Here is an 18,693-nt window from a genome sequence, read left to right as displayed (position 1 = left end):
AGCAAGACCAGAGTGAAAATAAGTTAGGAGTTGGGATTCAATTAAATCTCAGCAAAACTTTTCATTATATCATAAAATTATTTTGCAAGAGATCTAATGTTGCTATTAATCGCATTCTCTTCAGAAATTGGAACGATCAATGCGTTGTACACTTCTGTGAGAAATGCGATAGAATTCATTTGCACCGAAGAGATGCAGTGCCGACTTTTTGCTGCTGACCTGCCAATTGCATTGTCGCCGATAATATCATTTAGGGGGTCGAGTTTGAGGAACGATTTCTCTGCCTTAGTTTGGCTTTTTTCGTATTTTGAATAATGCAAGAGCGTTAACCCAAGCATGAGGTTATTTTTTAGTTCTCCCTCTTTGATGAGACCGTCCATTACCTTATTCACGTCAATTACGTCGCCAGGGTGGGCGTTGAGCAAGGTAGAATAAGTTGTCACAGTGTTGTAGAAAATACGATCTCGCTCTACAGCCTTTCCGGTGAACAAATTGAAAAATACTACCTGGGAGCGATTGGGGTCATTAAATACGTTACTCAACTGGCGCACGTCCTGAACGTACAAAGTCTCTTCTTTCAGTTCCCCATCAATCCGCAAGGCGCTGTAACTGTCGTACAGAACCGGATATATTACCAGATCATCAGAAATCTTGAGGTATTTGATGAGTTCCGGCGACATGAAGAACAATTCATTTTGTTGGTCAGTCACGCGCAGGTGTTCAGAAAAGGGACTGCTAGCTATGTATATAACGTGGCGAAACCCCTTGAGATACATATCGCTAATTGTGTCGCGCAGCACTGCTGGACAGCGATGCAGTTCATCTCCTCTGTAATTTCCCGCCAGAGTTTTCACCATGCTCACTTTTAGGCCTGTTTTTGTAGGCTCCACTGCTACAACTTCACCTGTCAAGTTGGCAATGTAGTTTTCTCCCCAACGTGAGGAACGGGCGTCGCATTTGTTACTTGAAACCATCACTATTAACAATGGCTCTATGGTTCTATTGTTATTGTTCTTAATTTTGTATTCCTGTGGCAACATTGAGTAGAGCGAACACTTGGCATTGGGAATTTTATAAGGGTTAATATTCGGCATCACTATTCCTTGAGAATTCATCAACAAGGAGTCGCTCAATACATAACTCCATTCCTCCACTATTTGATGAATCAATGTTTCCTGCTGCGTTGTTTGGGCTTCTGCTGTTTGGTGCAGCAGCCACTGACCTACAAATAAATTTTTATTTTTTCGCGCTTGAGATGTCAGAATATTTAATATTATGAAGCCAAGCGTCCGCCAAGTAAGCTCGTATATAAAACGCCCCCGTTCTGTGGCTTTCTCTAAAGGTACTTCAGTCACTTTAAACTCTATTAGTGAGCCAGGAAATACAAGGCGACTCATGTATTCCGATGCTTCATCAGCATTTTGGGGCAGGTTACGTTTCCCCCCTAATAAGGGTGCGAGCATTTCGATGTTCTTTTTATCGCGAGCAAATTGCTTGCTTGTATCTTGACTTGCAAAACTATAGAACACGGGAAGCATTTGAATGTCGCCAATTTGATAGCTCATGTCGAACTCGCGCTTCTTACTCGTGCGGTAGAAGTTATCCGTCTCAAATATCAGCGTTACAGGAAACTGGATGATTGCGTCTTTATTTGCCACCTGTGCCGAGATGAAAACATACTTGAGGCATTCCTTCAGATTCTCCGACAGTTCATTCCCGAAGAATCTACCCGTATTGCTGATTTCGCTCAAGTCTGACAGAAGCAATGTCCGTGACAGCCCTATATTTATCTTTTTTTCGGCAGAAAAGCCAAGTTTTTCTTTTTTTAAGTATTCTTTAAGAGCTTTTACCACAGCTTCCAGTTTGTCAGTAACTAAGTATTCACTCATTTCACCAACAAACTTTATCATTAAATTTTTCTTAGCCTCATCACTGTCAAGAGCTTCTTCTTTCAACTGAGGCAATACTTCTTCCGTAAATCTCCCGATTACATCAAAATTTAGAACATCCTCGTAACAATAATTTGACGCTAGAGGGTTGGGACAGGCAAATGCAAAGTAATAAAGAACGAAAAACTTAACTATTTTCTCAATGTGTTTCTTGCGCCTCTCCTGCGTTAGATCGTCCAAATTTATGTTATGCAACTTTGAATCCGGCTTAATCATCTCAAGCCCATACACAAATGAAGAATCGTAAAGAACCGGATTACTGACGCGCCCGTTTAACTTGAATTTGAGTCCAAAAGTTATTGAGGTAATGCTCTGATGTGGATCGTCTGTTTCTCCAATACAGCCATCGATTTTGCCTAAAAGAGGTAACTCGGAGAAGGCATCCCGCCCAGAGAATAATTCTTGGATGTCTACAAGTACGCCCTGGTATGTTACTTCGTAATAAGCCTCTGGTTTCTTTTTGTCGTTGATGAATTTTTCCAGTGATCTAAGACGCCGGCTGTAGTCCCTCAAATAAAACGAGGCTTCGTCGAGTGATATTCCGCGTGGCTGTTGTTTCCCTTTAAGGGCAAACTGATGTATTAACTTACTTTTTTGCTTCGAGTCTCTAACGCGAGCGCAATCTTCATCAATTATATTTGCCAAGGATTCCAAGTAAGTTACTTCCGCCTCTCTTTTCAGGCGACCGATTGTTTCCTGATTAAGTAATTTTTCAAGTTGGCATAATTCATTAGAACCATTAGTTTTGAGCAAATCGAGGCTCGTTCTCACGTTTTTAATTACAAAATCAGGATAATTTGAGTCCTGTTGTATTTTCAAGAATTGAACATAATTTTCCAGCCCAGTCACCACAAATTCGCGGAAGCGAGTTGTACTATTTATCTCTATTGTTACTTTGTGACTCCTGATTGTAGGAGTCTCCACTTCATAATCCAAGGTCAAATCCTGCGAACTCAACCCAGTCATCGAAGGGAATTGCCAAGCAAACAAGGAGGGCTGCTTTGGCATTGATGCCAGGGGTACAAGCATTGACTCGATTAATTCATCAATTGTCACTTCTGAGCTTTCTCCATCAGGCTTTGAGCTTTCTCCATCAGGCTTTGAGCTTTCTTCATCAGGCTCTGAGCTTTCTTCATCAGGCTCTGAGCTTTCTTCATCAGGCTCTGAGCTTTCTTCATCAGGCTCTGAGCCGTGGACTTTCCTAATAGCCTCGATTAATCTATTTGATAAAGCCGTTTTGATTTCTTGAATTTTTTCTCCGAAGGTTTCACGGCATTTTTCAACCATGTTTATTGTCGCTTTATAGGCTTTTTCTCCTGGCTCTAATGGAGGTCTTAATTCTTGATTTTTTGCGAGTTGAAAAGCCAAACAATGAATGTCTATAATTAACCTAAATCTTCCTGAAGGGATATCTTGTTTTAAGCAAAATATTGCTGCTCCGGTTTCTTGATTCAGTTCGTCAAGAGTTTTTGCTAGCCAGTCGCTATAATCCAGCCTCGCCAGTTCATTCCTGTCTTCTTTTAACTCATTTTTCACGGGAACTAGCTCCTTCTTTTATGAAAACTGGTTGCGGATTGTTCACTGGTTAAGGGGATAAATTATTCTCATACAAGTAGAATGATTCAAAATATCATTTCATGTTCGCCAAAATAAACCATCTCAGGAGGTCGGTGTCGAGCTTACAGTTACAACAGATTGCAGGTGAATAGAGTACACTTTAATCCCAAGCACCCACGAAACTGGTTTACAAACTCGCTATCCGACTCTCCTTTTACCCTCATCTCAAGCAACAGCAGGGTCAGTAACCAACGCCCTCATATAATAGCAAAGAGGTCGGACATTGTGGGGCAAAGAACTGCAACTGAGTAAATCCCAATCTTTGCAGGGGCTTTTCAGCACCCAAGAGCTATCCTCTTTGAGGGGCAAGCCTGCTACGAATGGATCGTGGGAGCGGGAGTCAACATCAGTAGCACTCCGGTGAGACCGGATTGGGGAAGAAAGCGCCGATCGAGCAGGCCGGATTGCGAAAAGGCTCCTGAGCGACTTGCGGTGATGAATGTTTGGCTCAATTTGGTCAAGAGGAGTCTAACTCGGAGTTGCGGGGGTTTTCCAGTACCTAAGAGCTGCTGAGGGGCTGATATTCATGACTTGAAAATGGGCGGAAGTCATCATAGCATTGAGCCGTTATGTTGCACAGCAGGCGAAACTGGAGTGGTGTCGGCGGTAGATTGACTTGCTCTACGTGCACCTCTACCAAACTGGGATTCCTCAATAGAACTTCAAAAATCTCACTATTCAAATATCGCGGACAATACCCGACAATATGGTGGTCTTCTGTATTTAAAGTCAATGCTTTAGAATCATAATGATTTTGAAATTCGTGAGCTAACCACAAATTTTCTCCTGTCTCTAAGCGGTTAATTCGCTCAATTGCACAGGGTGGCAAATACCGCAGTCCGTGCAAGAAAAAGTGAAGGCGATACCGCCCTTCTGAATCTGGTTCAGGAATGAGAAAAACAGTTAGAGTATCTGTTTCTCGCCGCCCACCGCTGCGAGCTAACATGGCAATTGGCTCGCTTTCATTTTGAGAAAGATTTAGCCACCGAATAAAACTTGAGTAATCGGGGCGATTTGTCGGCATCAACCGATTAGCAAATACGGAAAATAAGTAGGTTGATGTATATACTTCACCTAAGCGCGGAAACGAGGGCAAGGGTTCAAAACCGCACTTCTGTTGAGCTTCTAAAACGCCTTGCGTGTAGGTAAATTGGTAGTTGGTTCCGTCAAAGGTTAGCCTGCCAATGGGAAACCAGGAACGGCTGTTTGGATCTTGCCAAGCCAAAAAAAGCGTTGAGTGTGTTTTCACGGTAGCGTTTTCCTCAAGTTAAGCAGTCTGTGTTGATTGAATTCAAGAATCTTTTGGGCAAACTCGGCTGCAATCGGTGAGATACGAGTGTTAGGAATTCGATTAAAAATATCCACCATATTCGCCTTTGAGATACTTTCAAGTCGCTCAAGCCATATATGCGCTGCATTCGGAAATCGACGTGCAGCGCAGTCAAATACATCAATTGTTTTGAGAGGCTTTTTATCATCAACGCTGCCATAAAACGCTGAGAAACATTTGTTAGCATAAGCCTCTACTGAGCGTTTTTGCCTTTGTCGATCTGAGAGGTCGCGCCCCAGACTGGAAGCATGATCGTAACTGGGTGCTAGGTGTGCTGTTTTGGATGTAGTGGACGCTAGATTTACTGTTTCGGATGCAGTGGGTGCTAGGTGTGCTGTTTCGGATGTAGTAGGCACTGCCTTATTTCGGACAACACCCCAGTTTTCGTGGTGGCGATCGCCATTGCCAATCCACGCATCTAACAGAAGATAGCCGACAAACACTTCTACAGCTTTTTGGATGCCACTGGGTACTGTCCAACCAATGGGTAAGTTCACAGATTCATCAGAGATAATTCTCAACACTAGATCAATTGTATGTTGTGACAGGTTGTAGGTTGCAAAGGTGGGGTAATTTGGCACGATGGGAGTAAGAAGTTCGTTACCGTGAACGAGGGTGCCACCGTTAGGCAAAAAGTAAGAAGAGACTACACCGAGATTCCCCTCACTCGTGGCGGCCAGTTCATAATTAGCATGAGGAATTCCCAGTAATTCGCACAATTCGGAGGCCACTTTTTCTGCCCAATCTTCGCCTAAATCAAGTCTTGCTTGTTTGTAAAGGCAGCGGCCGAGTTCTGGGTGTTCAAACCAAAACTTATACTTGCTTCCCATTGCCTCAGTCTTGGAGAGTTCGTAAGCTTGAGGGGTGACAATAATGATGGGAAATTCATCAGGCATAAATTGTTTAACCTATTTCTTTCGCCGCACTCGCAGTTCACAAATATAGCAACCGCTTTCGTCGGTTAGAACACAAAGTCTGGTAGGGGTCATTCATGAACCCTACCTTGTCTATAGCAGTATGACGACTGCTATAGAACCCATTTGACATATTGTAGCGATCGGACACCAGCAGCCGATCGGATTGCAGCAACCTTACGCCTCGAAAAGCTCTTTTTTGAGGTCGTTCGCTTTAAACCCATAAAAACCGCCTCAAAGGCGTGTTCAGCCCAAGGAATTTAGAGCGTTTTTGGAGTTTTCCTAAAACTACATGAACTACCTACATTGTACCCGCAAGGCACAGTGTAGGTAGTTCATGTAGTTTTACTTTAAAATCCGCTTCATTTTTCCAATCCCTCACCCACCAAAGCTTCCAGTTCAGCTAACAGCTTCTCTAGTTTCTTTTGCTTTTTGGGGTCATCCCAAACCTTAGACTTTTTCACTCGCTGCAAAGCTGTATCTACGCGACTTTTAAGCGAGCGATCCGGTGCAGTCGCCGGACCTGTATTTTGGGCTTTTAAATCGGCAATGCGCTGTTTGATTTGGGTCAGGGAGAGGTCGAGAGCGATCGCCTCTTCTAACAATTGGGATCGCTCTGAGCTATCCTTAACTCGGGCGATCGCTCTGGCTTTGGTATACTCAATCCGTCCTTTCCGCAGCGCTCCAATCACATCATCTGGCAGGTTCAGCAAGGGGAGGCGATTAGTTCGGAAACTCTCTGGAGTGTACTTCCCGACGAGTGCAAATATATCGCTTACTATTTCCCACTCCGAGCTGTGGATAACGTTATCCACACCGGCGCGTTCCGGGTGCGCGGCTGCTCCGAGCAAAGCAATAACTGACGAGGAGGTAGAGTTCAATTTCATTGCCAGCAATTGCAGAATTCCCTCAGTTTCCTCAATCGCATTCAAATCTTCCCGCTGCAAGTTCTCCAGCAGTGCAATTTGCAGAGCCTCTGTGTCTGTCAGTTCCCGAATCACAACAGGAATCTCAGTCAAACCTAACGACGAAGCGGCTCGATAGCGCCGTTCTCCCGCTACCAATTCGTACTTGTTGCCATCTATTGGGCGTACCAGGAGCGGTTGCAGAATCCCTAGCTGCTTGACTGACTCCACCAGTTCTTGCATAGCTGTCGGATCGAAATAGCGGCGTGGCTGCTGCTGGGGCAAGACAATTTTGTCTATGGAGACTAGGGAGGATGCGGCATCTTCGCTGTCGCTGGTTCCTAATAGAGCCTCAACCCCTTTGATTTGATAAGGCTGATTGTCGCGCTTTTGATTCATCGCAGAGCTAAGAGTCCTTGTGCAATAGTATCGAGTACAGCGACGGCTGGATGTTTTGGATTGTACGCGGCCAGAGGTACGTGTTGCTGTGACGCATCGGCGAAAGCGACAGTCCGAGGCACGGCGGGGTAAATCGCAGCAATCTTCTCCAGAGAAGTAGTAATTGACTGCAAACTTTGAAAGGCCTGTACAGTACGGGGATCGTACAGCGTCGGAATCACTCCGGCAATCTGCAATTTCCGATTAGCGCGTTTCCTGACGCGAGCAATGGTTTGCAACAGCAATTCGGTTCCTTTGAGAGCTTTATATTCAGTCTGAATCGGAATTAAGACGTGAGTGGAGGCAACTAGGCTGATATAGGATAGGATGCCTAGCGAAGGAGGGCAGTCTATCAATATGAAGTCATAGTTCGAGCTAAGGGGGTCAAGGACTTCTTTTAATCGACTATCTCTCATGTCAGCCACTACCAGTTCCAGCTCTGCTCCGCTCAAATTAATATTAGAAGGGAGCAAGTCCATGTTGTGAAGGTTTTTGCGGAGCGCCGCGTCAGAACCGTTCATAATGGACTCGTAGACAGTCTCCTGTAACTCAGATGGCTCCAAGCCCATGAAGGCGGTAAGTGAGGCTTGGGGGTCCATATCTACTAACAAGACTTTTTGCGAACGCTTCGCCAAATGGTAGCCTAAATTCATTGTCAAACTGGTTTTGGAGACGCCACCTGACTGGTTGAACAGCGCAATAATTTTGCTCATCTATTTTTAAGCACGCTCTGAAACGTGTTGATTCAACAACAATATTAGTGGACTGCGGCTTATTCTAAGCTAATCTTTGAAATAACTTTGAGAACCGCATCTGATAACTGCGATCGCAGTTATCATTGAACTATCGCAGTTATCATTGAACTAGAGATGTTCAGCGCAGTCCCTACTCATAATCTTGGATTTGGGTGGGGTTCGTTCAAAGGTAGTGTTGAGTTAAATCGCTGATAATATCTAAGCTCATATTGTCAACTAATTTAGTCAAAGCCGCAGCAAGAGACTTCTGCGACAGGGGAATTCGCTCAATCAACAGCCTTACCGCTTGCTCGTCTCCACAAGCGGCTGCTTTGTAAAGCTTCTCAATCAACTCCCTCGGCAACACAGACAGCGACTCAGGAGTCAGTTGCACAACGTGCTCATCCTGTTCGGACTTCCTAGACGACTCCTCTTCATAGATATAGCGAACTCCCAAATGAAGCGCCATCTTCTCAAAAATTACTGTTTCTCGGAACGGTTTGGCAACAAAGTCATCGAAGCCGTTCGACATGGCGAGTTCCTGGGTTTTAACAAAAGCATTAGCGCTCAAAGCAATAATCTTAGTGTTAGAACCGTTCGGCCGTGCTCTAATTTTTTGAGCAGCTTGAAAGCCGTCTAGAACAGGCATCCTCAAATCCATCCAAATTAAATGCGGCTTGTACTTTCGCCACAATTTAACAGCTTCAATTCCGTTATCCGCGAACCACACTAGAAAGCCAGCCGACTTCAATATCTGAGTTAGCAGCAACCGATTTGCCGACTCATCATCCGCTACCAGAATGCGATAATTTTGTTGGTTAGGTGCCAACCCCTTCACTCGTTTTTGCGGCAGTCTGTCATAAACTTCGCTCTCAGTAGCATGACTGACTTTAACGTAAAAACTAAAAACCGTTCCTTTCCCCACAGAACTTTTGACCTTAATCTCGCCACCCATCAGCTTCACGAAAGAGCTACTGATTGGCAATCCCAAACCCGTGCCCGTTTGCGATTTCCTGCCAGTTTCAGTTTGCACGAACGGCTTGAACAAACGGCTAATCTCTTCAGGGGCAATACCAGGGCCTGTATCCTTCACAGAGAACTGGAGAAAGAACTTGGATAGCGGTTTTTTGGCTCTAGGCTGAAGGCATTTTACAGTCAGCTTCACCCTACCCGCCTCAGTAAATTTAACAGCATTACCCAACAGATTAATCAAAACTTGGCGCAGCTTGCTTTCATCAGTTCGGACGTATTGCGGTACATCTTTCCGGAGTTCAAAAACAAGCTGCAATCCCGACGACTGAGCTTTGAGTTGGAACATCCGTTCTATGTCCGAGAGCAAACTGTACAGGTCAAAAGCATTTGATTCGAGGGTAATTTGACCAGCTTCAATCTTAGACAGCGACAAAATATCGTTGATTAGTTTCAACAAATGCTCGCCACTGCGATTGATAATATCTAAACTCGACTGCTGTTCCGGTGCAGTTTTTTTAGAGTTCACAAGGAGGTGGGCAAAGCCGATAATCGCATTCAGAGGCGTTCTCAATTCGTGGCTCATATTGGCCAGAAAGGTACTTTTAGCGCGATTGGCACTTTCGGCGGCAATTTTAGCTTGTTTTAGTTCCTTTGTTTTCTGTGCAACTTGCCGCTTTAAATCGCCAGAATATTCTTCTAACCGCTTGCGAGATGCTTTTAACTGGCAATTCATGCGCTCGAAAGCACAGGCTAGGGCTTCGAGTTCGGCAATACCGCTACCTGAAACTGTTGAGTCGAAGTCGCCACCAGCTATCGCCTCTGTTGCCGAAATTAACCGCAGCAGTCGCTGTTCTATTCTTAGGGAAATGGACAGCAAAAGGCAGATAGAAAGAACCAAAGCCAGCAGCACGAGCAAAATAGTGTTGCGGGTGTTGGCATGAACTTTTTGGGTGAAGTCGGTTTCGGGTACAACTGCCACAATCAGCCAATTTAAGCCTTTCGGGTTTTTAAAAGGTCTGACTTGTAGCAAGTATAGTGAGTTGCTGGCAGTAAAGTTAAGATTTTGGCTGCTGTTAATAGCAGCGAGGCTGCCATAATGTTTAAGCAAATACTCTGTTGAAAGCTGGATTACTTTTTGTTGCAGAGCTTGGATGCTTTCTCGCTGCAGTCCGTCAACAGAAATAGACGGTTTTGGTTCAGTTACCTCGTTCCGATCCACTAAACGTCCCGAACGGTCTAAGATAAAGGCTTGACTGTTAGGGCTAATGAGGAAATCGTGCAAGTTGAATGTTGAGGTTGGGATGGGAAAAGCAGAATTTGTTTTTTGTTGAGGCAATATTGTTTTTGGAGAGTCTGACCCATTTCTTTCCCCATTTGGTTTGATTGTGACTCCGGCTGTTTGACTTGGGGAAAGTTGGTTTACCGAACCAATTGGAATTTGATTGTAAGTCCCTTCTCCTTTCACAACCCCTTCTTTTAAGTAGTTGTCAAGGCGGTCCCAGATGCGACTCGTTGCTTCTCCCAATAGGTGTGCAACTACGTCATTCATTGTCTGTCGCCCTGTTTGAAAAGAAAGCCACCCCGTTAGAGCTAGTAAGATTGAAATCAAAAGAGCGTTGGGGACTGTAAGCACAACGCGCAGCGGGAGGGCAGACTTTTTTTGAACAGAGCTTTTTGGGCGGAACATTGGTTGAACAAAGGAGTGGAGAATGAGGAAAAAAACGTTCTTCTTCAGAGGGGAGTAACACCATCCGTAGAAGAGTTCTCCTCTTCTGGGTCACTATCCCCGCTCACTCTCGTTATGCTGCTTGACTAATTCCTATTAGTAGCGCAGTTTCAAACGAATCTGAATCAGTCAAAAGCCATAAATTCTCAGAGCGAGCGGTTAGGAAAACTGGTTCCTGCCTGACTCAGCGCGGGCAGTATTAAGGAGATGATTGGCATCTCAACTAACCCAAGTTGCGTGCTTAAAACCACTCTAGACTGGTAATGGGTAATGGGTAATTGGAACAATTTGAGATTTGAGATTTGAGATTTTAAATTGATGGCTCGCCGTTTATCCCGCTCTGTGCTTGACCCCGGAACGAATGCACTTGCCTAACTCTGTCTAACATGAGTTAGATATGAGTAGGTTTGTGTGAGCGCTAGTTTGGTTCTTCAAAAACTATTTTGGCTAGTTCGACAATTACAGACAAGTCTACTCCGGCTCGTGCAGCAGCATCGGCCGCCGATAGATTGTGGTTTCTTACTAGAGCTAAAAATTGTCGCACGCTGTAGACTACTGGGTCGTTGGCTGCTGTGTAGCCTTTTTGAATGGCAATCAGCAATCCTTTTTCGACATCTGATGCTGTGGGTGCGCGACCTCTATCAACGTTCACAGTCGGTGACATTCTTGGGGTGACGGGAGCGATGCGAATTCCTAAGTGTTCGGGTTCTTTGTTGGTAGGAACGATGTTGAAGTTGTAAAGTCGCTGTTTGCCTTTTGAATCTACAGTTTTGATTGAAAGGTTAGTGATGGTAGCTGTGGTAGCTCCCGGAAAAGTGAGCGCTTGAATGGGACGCAAGAAAACAGTTTTGGCAAGGCCGCTTGCCAATTGTGCGTCGGTGCTGAAAACTACTTTTGAGGGGTCGGCAATTAAAACGTAGGCGACAGCTTCATCGGTTGAGCTGAAGTCGATCGCACTCGCGCGACCGGGATAGACTAAAATATCGATCGCACTATTGACGGCAATATCTCGACCCACAGTTTGATAGCCTGTTACTCTTGATTGAGCAAAAGCACAGTCGGGGTAGCTTGCAGTAGCGAACACTGCTGTGAACAAAAGCCCTCCGAGGGAAAGCATTCTTGGGGATTGGATGCGATTCGTCATGGCAGTTATTCGTTGATGTTGAGAAAATTGTTGACAGTAGAAACGGGGATTTCCTTTACTAATCGCCGCAGTCGCGTTGGGGGGACTTAACCGTTTACCGACGGTTTGGTTATCGGTAAATGTTGAGAAAGCTGTTAACAGTAATAGAAACCGGGGTTCCTTTATTAACCACAGCTACATTGGGGCGGTTTAAAAGTTCTTCAGTTGCTCTATCTGAGCGGCTTTCCATCCGTTTTGCCAGGGGGCTGAAGAAGCCATCGAGGACGGCTGACCAAATTTGCGGGTCTCGACTTTCAACGGTGGTTGTACTGCCCCCAAACCTACCGCTAATACTGCTAGAGCTCCTGACTTTAGGCTCTGCGAACACTTGACCGACTCGTCCAACTCCCGACAGCACTGCGGTGAGGATATCCTGTCCGGCAATATCTGAACCTGGGTCGAAGTAGCCTGAAGCAATCAGCGGCCCAGAGCCCTCTCCTGCAATCAAAATTGCGCCTTCTGGAATGGGCTGCTGTTTAATCTGACCGTTTCTATCAGAGTAGACGAGCGCCACAGCAGTAGCTTGTACCATGCGATTGGTCTTGCTGACGTTGCTGGCTTTGGCAATGACAACCGTACCCGCAGGAAAAGCAATAGAGCCGTCAGTTGCCGTGAAGTCGGCTGTGAGGGTGACGGCAAATTTGTCGTAAAGCTGTTTGCCTGAGCCTTCATCCCACAACAGGGGAACCGAAACTACGCCGTTGGCTGTGGTTCCAAGGGGAACCTGAGCTGTTTGGGGCGTGCGGTTGAGAATGCCTTTTGCCCCTGGGGAATTTACTTGTTCTAGGGTTGGGGAATTTGTTAAGGCAGAAGCCTCTGGAGCAGTTTCTGGGGAAAGGGTTTGAAATTCTGTATCGGGCAAGGACGTTCGGCTAGCACTGAGTCGAGTCGCAGTCTCGATTGAGTTATCAGTAGAATCGGAACTTGTTTGGGGGGAAAAGGGAGCCGGAGTTAATTGGTTAGTGGGGTTTTGGGAGTTGTCGGTGGTTTCGAGGCTGTCCTCTCCATAAGGAAACTCCGGGTGTAGCCTTTCCCCGCTGGCGTTATTGGGGTGGCTATATAGTTTTTCTGGGATTTGCTCGAAAGAAACGTATGAGGGTTGCGACTTTTCGTTGCCGATATTGACTGTTAGGAATTCAGTTGTGGGAGCTGGCTTTGTCAGAGCGGCGGCGGTAGCACTTGTTGTCGCTGGAGTGCTTGGTGTTGCACTCACGGCATTCGCTATTCGGTTAGGGTCAAAATTTCCCCTAATTTGTCCGAGTTGAGCGAGTTGGTTCCACCGCTCAAACGGGTCGATTTTTTCGGATGTTGGAGTTGGAATTAAAGGTGGGGATATTAACGGTTTGGGTATGGGGGCTGGTGGGGGCGCGGGTGTTCTTTGCGGTATGGGTGCGGGTACTGTTACCGTCCGCACTACTGTTCTGGGTGCGGGTAGGGGTTCGCGTAGAGGAGTAGGTGGCGGTGCAGCGCTCCGGGTAGCGACTAGACGCGGAGTTCGCGGAGTTCGTGGGGTTCTTGACGGTTTGGGCGACGGTTCTGTTTTGGGTTTTGCGGTTTTTTGCGGTTTTTCGGCTAACAGTTTTTGTTGGTCTTGGTAAGCTAATTTAGCCAGCAACTCCGGTTTTTCATCTTTAATGGTGCCAGAAGAGCTTTCTTTTGGTGTTGATTGTGCGATAGGTTCGCGAGGTGATTTAGGCTTGATAAATTGCCAAATCAGCAGTCCTAGCAATAGTATTCCACCAGTCAACAGCAGCATTGTCACTGCTCTAGGAACGCCTCTTTCGGAAACAGGCGGGGGCAGTGGTCTTTCCTCATCTTGAGCGAGTTGATATTGAGTTTCAAGTGTTAGGGGTGCATTGGGGTCGAAATTAGCAATGAAGTTTTCATCAATATCATCGTCAGAAGGGGAAGGGTTTGGAGAAGGGGAAATAGGGTAATTGATGTTATCGTCATCATTATTAGGGGTATATTCACTTGATGCAGTTGTATGATTCATATTGGCTGTAGTGGTACTATTATCAGGAGTGGCATTAATTGGATTTTCGGTTAATCCATTTCTTTTGTTAGTCATGGCTTTAGAGTTGAATGTGTTGTGTTTAACTGTACATAAAAAAGCAAAGAGAGAAGACTTCAAGCAAAGGGATTAAACATACTAAATGTTTAAATTATTTAGTTGTTACGGTAGGTTTTTAAATATACCCACTTGCCGGTTCGTCCCCTTTCCATGTCTCTTTCCTCTTCTATGGTTTGAATTCGACAATTCGGGAAATTTCTAATCCGGCTGCTCTCAAAGAGTGAATAGTCTTCTCTAATTCATTAGCGTTTTCTTTGAGAGGGGATTTGGGAATTTCTACGGCTTTGACGGTGAAGGTTCGATTAAACTGTTCTCGGCTTTCTCCAATGCCTTGCTCTAGCACTACGCGAGTAGCAATTACATCTATTTCCCAAACTCCTCTTTTTATTTCTCTGGGTTCTGAGATGTGAGAGATATAGACTCCAGAGCGGGTTTTTCCTGAATAGATGGTGTTGGGAACGAGTTTGGCAAGTTCAACAAGAGAAGCTTTACCAAACTCTGATTCCATCATCAAGGAGCCCATCCAAGCAGTTGTAGGAACTTGGGAACCTTTAACTTTAATGCCGGGGTCTGGGTCATTTGTGCCGGGAATTTTGCCTGACCAAGCCCAGGTTAAATTTACCCAACTGGATACAAAATTTTGGATAATTTTCGGCTCTCTGTACAGTTCATCTTGTTCTGCAATTCGTGCTGCGGTTCCGTCTTTTAACTGGACAAAGGTAACTTTTCTTTGAGATAAGGCTCTCAAACTGACTGTATTCACTAAAACAGTAATTGTCAGGAGGAAAACAAAGCTTGTTAGTAGAACAAAGCACAAGGCTAAAGTGTTTTTAGATTCAGGGAGTAAGGGTTGTGATTGTGGAAATTTCATATTATCGAAGGGGATGGCGAGATGGGGGATAGAGAATAGGGAGATAGGGAGGGAATGGATTGGGAAACTGGGTTTGAGTAGTGAGTAACAACTCGGTTCGGTGAAGAAAAAGCTATCGGAATTTCCTTCCCCTAGATCAGTTTTCCAGCAATAACGCCGATCGCGTTACTGGCAATATCTGTAAGCTGTTTGGTGCTATTGGCGATCGCACTGTACAAAGCAGTTCCTCCACCCTTGGCTATTAACACGGCTAGAACGGGAGAAAACACAGCTAAAAAGAATAAAAAGGCGATATCTGTAACTAGCTCTGCATCAGATTTGACAATCACTACGGCGACTAAGCCAACGACGATGTTGTAACCCAATTGCACTCCAAATAACGACATAAATCCTATTAACCAAGCCCAGATTGGTTTTCCTTGCAGCGGCAGCAGCGACAAGCCCATTGCCAGAGGCCCGAATAAAGCTGTTAGCAACAAGGCTGCTTCTAAAATGTTGACAAATGCCCACTGTACTGATCTAAGAATTAAGCGAATGATGGGCAAGACAGTAGACCTAAAAACTTGTCCTGCAAAATCGCCATTTCCTATATCCTGAAGATTGGCAACAGTGCCTAAGTTTTCGACAAATCGCTGCAAGCTTTTGAGAGCTCCTCCATTTTGCTGTTCGGCTGCCTGAAGGATTTGTTGAGCTGGCTGTTTTTTGCTGTTCCAACATTCCACTAAAGCTGAGCCAACTTTGCCCTGACATTCGCTGTAGAGTTTTTCGATTTCTTCTTTGCCAGCACTGGTGAGGTTAACGTCGCTCAGGGCAGTTCTGAAGGTCATTTCTCCGACTTGAATTTTCATAATTTCTTGAACTTGAGTGCTGCCTACAGCTTTGATGAATTTGACGCTTTCAGCTAAGACTTTACCGTTGTTGCTGAGAAATACTACAATTACGAGTGGCCAGATAAACATGGCTACTAGCTCTGACCAAGACTGTTTTTCGATGATTTCTTTGCCACTGGTGACAGCGAGGTAAGTAACAGATATTCCCGCCAGAATTAGTCCTAGTTTGACTAAGGCAATCCAGAGAGAGGATTCTTGAGTGTTGAAGGTGTTAAACCAAACTAAATTCCAGGATTCGACGGTTTTTTGAGAGACTTCTATGGCATCAGAGAGAGTGTCCAGGGCTTGTCCTGCTGTGCTAGTTTGGGCGATTAGTTGTGTCAGCATCGCGGTGTCTCCTTGTTGTGATTTCAGTCTTCGCTTGCCCCCAGGGTGATGCCTCCCGGCATTTGAAACAGTCCGGCTTGAGTAGAAGAAGCGGTAGCCGCCGCAGCATCCTGCCGTCTCTGGGCTGTGTTAATTTCGTTGAGTTCTTCAGCTTGTTGAGCATTGAGAATGTTGGCAAAACTGCGATCGATTTGAGCTTGCTGGCCCTGCATGACTAAGGCACTTTGATTTTCTGCTGATAAGGCTGCTTGCTTAGCTGCGATCGCACTTTGTTGAGATATATTTCTCATAATGTTCTGGGTGACATCTTGACCTTCTGAATCAGCACCCAATTCCATTGAATTTTGGCTCTCGCGATTAGTTTGCTCTACGTTTTGCTGGACAATTTCTTTCATCTGAGCTTGCTTTTGTTGAGCTCCTTTACTGAGAGTGGCTTTATTGGCTTCACTGACAGCACTTTCTCTTTCTGCGAGTTCTGCGGTGTTCTCTTTGAGGCTGTAAGAATCTTGCGGTCTCTTCTCTAAAGCAGCGGATAGTTTTGTCCCTTCGCTTTCGGAGGTGTTGCCGTCCATTATGCTTTTAACTGCTTCTTTTAGGTCTGGAACTTTCAATTCTCCCAGGAATGAAGAGAGGGTTGACTCTATTTCACTGCTAAATTTTTCGACTTTATTTAACAAATTGTCCCAGATGCCTGAAATGCTGTCAGAGATGGTGGAAATGGTGGAGATGGTATCTGAAATTTCGCCTGTTATGCCGCTAATTGTGTTTTCTATACCTCCTATTTCTTTCTGGTTGCTCAAGAAGTTATTAGCTGATTGTTGGATTTCGTTGTCTATTTGTTGATTGGGAACTGTGAAGCTGGAGCGGTTGAAAGTGCTGCTGTTAGGATTGTTTAAGCTGGGAAGCTGTGTTGCAGTCGGATTGCTGTCAGAGGTTTGAGCTTTTGCTTCAACAGAATTTAGTATTAAGCTCAGCCAAATTGCAGGAATGCCGAGGGCAAGTTTAACAAGCAATTTCGGTGATTTCATCGGTTTTTCTCCGTCTAGCTAGCAATAAGGTCTTGAGGGGATTTGTGTCCATTGATATCAGTGACTGCATTCTTGCCAATATTGGTTAATGAACGTCCTTCTTTAACAGCTTGTACGTATTCAGAGGCAAATTGTTTGAGTGCTAGCAATTGCCCTTTTAACGTATTGGGATATTGAGCCATCACTCGCGCACGAGCCATCAATTCAGCTTGATTGTTAGCCACACTTGCTAATATCATTTCGCCTGGATAGTATCGGCTTTGCCAGAAACGACCTCCTTTTTCAATTAGCCAATTGGAATAAAGGTCGGCAGCTCTGGGAAGGAAAGCTTCTGTGGCATTTTGGCTAATAATTTCAGCCGGATATCCCAAATTTTTGATCCAAGAATTGGCTCCGTTTGATGTCAATCTTCCGGTAATTCGATACACCATGTTTTGCATAATCATAGTTCCCGCACTACAATCGCAAATACTGTCGATATCTTGGGATAGCAAGAGCACTGAAATGCCATTCTTTCTACCCACTGCACAGAGTTCGCCTACTACTTCAGCAAATCCGTCTTTCTTAAACAAAATCGAAAGTTCGTCTCCGATAAATAGGCTTTTAGGGTGAGAAAGTGCGTTGCGGATGCAAGCAGCGTGGGCGTTAATGGCCATTAAATACTGGTCTTGTTCGTTGCCCAGACCGCTAAGGGCAAAAAACTTAACAGCGGGTTCGGGTGAAAATGTACTCGGTCTGCCAATTGCTTTCCCTAAAGGTGACGCTAGTAAGGCGTTGCATTGAGTGATAATTTGGTTGATGGCAATGCGGTCGAAGTCGGTAAAGTTTTGCAGGTTTAGTTGCTCTTTTGTGCAGAATTTCAGGAGGTTTGTGAGGGTTGGCATTTCTTGCCAAGCGGTCGATTTCCAGCCTTTTTCAAATGCCGTATTGTAGCGCTCGATAATTTCTGGGTCTTCCAGAAATTTTTTCAGAGTTAGGAGCAAAATGGCATCGACTCGCTGCGCTAGTTTTGGGTCGCGGACTTTGCCCATGCTGATAATAGTCAGCGCTTTTCTGATAAACTCTTTCCATTGGTCTAGTCGGCGCGATCGCTCTTCTCTGTCAAAACGCCTCAAATCGGGTATTTCGAGTAGATTCGAGCTGCCAGAGGTGATGTCGTAGTACGCACCGTCGTCGCCTAACAGTTTCACTGCTGTCTCAAAGGTGCTGCCGCTTCCTGCTGAGATGTCCATACCGACTACTGGGATATTAGCGGCTATTGCATCGGCTGCAAATCGCCATCCCAAAACACTTTTACCGGAACCAGACTCGCCTGTTATGACAGCGCGGCTGGTTTGGTTGTGCATGAGGTCAACGTACACGGGTTTGCCGCCTTTGGTGATGAATTCAACTCCTTTTGAGTCGATGTCCCTTACAGCAGTTAAGGGCAAAATACCGGGGACAGTTTCGGTGTCTAAGGTGAGGCGGCGTTCGTTAATTAGCGAACTGCTGTGCAGCAGCCAGCTTACAGTAATGGGCAAAGTTTCTAGCCACAGTTGCCAAGCAATGTTGCGCTCTCTTAATACCTTGGCAGAGCCGAAGCTGTGGGACAGCATTTGGCAAGCGTGTGTTAGTTGCTCCGGTGTTGGTCGGTAGACTAAGAAGGTGACAGCAGGAGTTAAGAAGGGTTGCCAGCAGTGGGCTAAAAACTTGTCCCCCAGATGACGTAAAGTAATATTAGTCCTTTTGGGTGTAC

At 45.3% G+C, this 18,693-nt stretch carries 12 protein-coding genes; all 12 read right to left on the bottom strand.

Annotated elements, in window-relative coordinates:
• Positions 1–77 precede the first annotated feature (77 nt).
• Positions 78–3,485, bottom strand: a complete 3,408-nt coding sequence (locus tag QUB30_RS22055; protein ID WP_333337461.1) for a hypothetical protein — start codon at positions 3,483–3,485, stop codon at positions 78–80.
• 580 nt (positions 3,486–4,065) lie between these two features.
• Positions 4,066–4,815, bottom strand: coding sequence for an HIRAN domain-containing protein (locus tag QUB30_RS22050; protein ID WP_333316130.1), 750 nt, complete (start codon positions 4,813–4,815; stop codon positions 4,066–4,068).
• Entirely contained in the window at positions 4,812–5,792 is a 981-nt protein-coding gene (locus tag QUB30_RS22045) for a hypothetical protein (RefSeq protein WP_333337458.1), read from the bottom strand. Before QUB30_RS22045 ends, QUB30_RS22050 begins: the two co-directional genes overlap by 4 nt.
• Positions 5,793–6,172: 380 nt before the next feature.
• Complete coding sequence (locus QUB30_RS22040) at positions 6,173–7,114, bottom strand: ParB/RepB/Spo0J family partition protein (RefSeq protein WP_333337455.1); 942 nt, start codon at positions 7,112–7,114, stop codon at positions 6,173–6,175.
• Positions 7,111–7,866: an AAA family ATPase gene (locus tag QUB30_RS22035; RefSeq protein ID WP_333337451.1), complete on the bottom strand. Its 756-nt coding sequence runs from the start codon at positions 7,864–7,866 to the stop codon at positions 7,111–7,113. The genes QUB30_RS22040 and QUB30_RS22035 overlap by 4 nt, the downstream gene beginning before the upstream one ends.
• 205 nt (positions 7,867–8,071) lie before the next feature.
• Positions 8,072–10,408, bottom strand: a complete 2,337-nt coding sequence (locus QUB30_RS22030) for an ATP-binding protein (RefSeq protein WP_333337448.1) — start codon at positions 10,406–10,408, stop codon at positions 8,072–8,074.
• Between the two features lie 595 nt (positions 10,409–11,003).
• Positions 11,004–11,729 (bottom strand): hypothetical protein, encoded by a 726-nt coding sequence (locus QUB30_RS22025; RefSeq protein ID WP_333337445.1) that lies wholly within the window; start codon positions 11,727–11,729, stop codon positions 11,004–11,006.
• Between the two features lie 109 nt (positions 11,730–11,838).
• Positions 11,839–13,839 carry a hypothetical protein gene (locus tag QUB30_RS22020; protein WP_333337442.1) on the bottom strand — a complete coding sequence of 667 codons (2,001 nt, stop codon included), beginning with the start codon at positions 13,837–13,839 and terminating at the stop codon, positions 11,839–11,841.
• A 169-nt stretch (positions 13,840–14,008) separates the two neighbouring features.
• Positions 14,009–14,605, bottom strand: a complete 597-nt coding sequence (locus tag QUB30_RS22015) for a hypothetical protein (protein ID WP_150111742.1) — start codon at positions 14,603–14,605, stop codon at positions 14,009–14,011.
• A gap of 239 nt (positions 14,606–14,844) precedes the next feature.
• The gene (locus QUB30_RS22010) at positions 14,845–15,930 is read right to left on the bottom strand and encodes a hypothetical protein (protein WP_333337439.1); all 1,086 of its coding nucleotides are present in this window, start codon (positions 15,928–15,930) and stop codon (positions 14,845–14,847) included.
• Positions 15,931–15,953: 23 nt separating this feature from the next.
• Positions 15,954–16,958 carry a hypothetical protein gene (locus QUB30_RS22005; protein WP_333337437.1) on the bottom strand — a complete coding sequence of 335 codons (1,005 nt, stop codon included), beginning with the start codon at positions 16,956–16,958 and terminating at the stop codon, positions 15,954–15,956.
• Positions 16,959–16,972: 14 nt separating this feature from the next.
• Positions 16,973–18,553, bottom strand: coding sequence for a hypothetical protein (locus QUB30_RS22000; RefSeq protein ID WP_333337434.1), 1,581 nt, complete (start codon positions 18,551–18,553; stop codon positions 16,973–16,975).
• Between the last annotated feature and the right edge of the window lie 140 nt (positions 18,554–18,693).

The organism is Microcoleus sp. BROC3, assembly GCF_036702515.1.
In the GTDB taxonomy this organism is placed as follows: Bacteria; Cyanobacteriota; Cyanobacteriia; order Cyanobacteriales; family Microcoleaceae; genus Microcoleus.
The sequence above is the reverse complement of the archived record's forward strand: the minus strand, read 5'-3'. Positions and strand labels throughout refer to the sequence as shown.

Coding starts and splice junctions, on each gene's coding strand:
- QUB30_RS22010 (WP_333337439.1), bottom strand. CDS start 15,930: ATGCTGACACAACTAATCGCCCAAACTAGCACAGCAGGACAAGCCCTG.
- QUB30_RS22045 (WP_333337458.1), bottom strand. CDS start 5,792: ATGCCTGATGAATTTCCCATCATTATTGTCACCCCTCAAGCTTACGAA.
- QUB30_RS22040 (WP_333337455.1), bottom strand. CDS start 7,114: ATGAATCAAAAGCGCGACAATCAGCCTTATCAAATCAAAGGGGTTGAG.
- QUB30_RS22005 (WP_333337437.1), bottom strand. CDS start 16,958: ATGAAATCACCGAAATTGCTTGTTAAACTTGCCCTCGGCATTCCTGCA.
- QUB30_RS22035 (WP_333337451.1), bottom strand. CDS start 7,866: ATGAGCAAAATTATTGCGCTGTTCAACCAGTCAGGTGGCGTCTCCAAA.
- QUB30_RS22030 (WP_333337448.1), bottom strand. CDS start 10,408: ATGAATGACGTAGTTGCACACCTATTGGGAGAAGCAACGAGTCGCATC.
- QUB30_RS22000 (WP_333337434.1), bottom strand. CDS start 18,553: ATGCTGTCCCACAGCTTCGGCTCTGCCAAGGTATTAAGAGAGCGCAAC.
- QUB30_RS22020 (WP_333337442.1), bottom strand. CDS start 13,839: ATGACTAACAAAAGAAATGGATTAACCGAAAATCCAATTAATGCCACT.
- QUB30_RS22025 (WP_333337445.1), bottom strand. CDS start 11,729: ATGACGAATCGCATCCAATCCCCAAGAATGCTTTCCCTCGGAGGGCTT.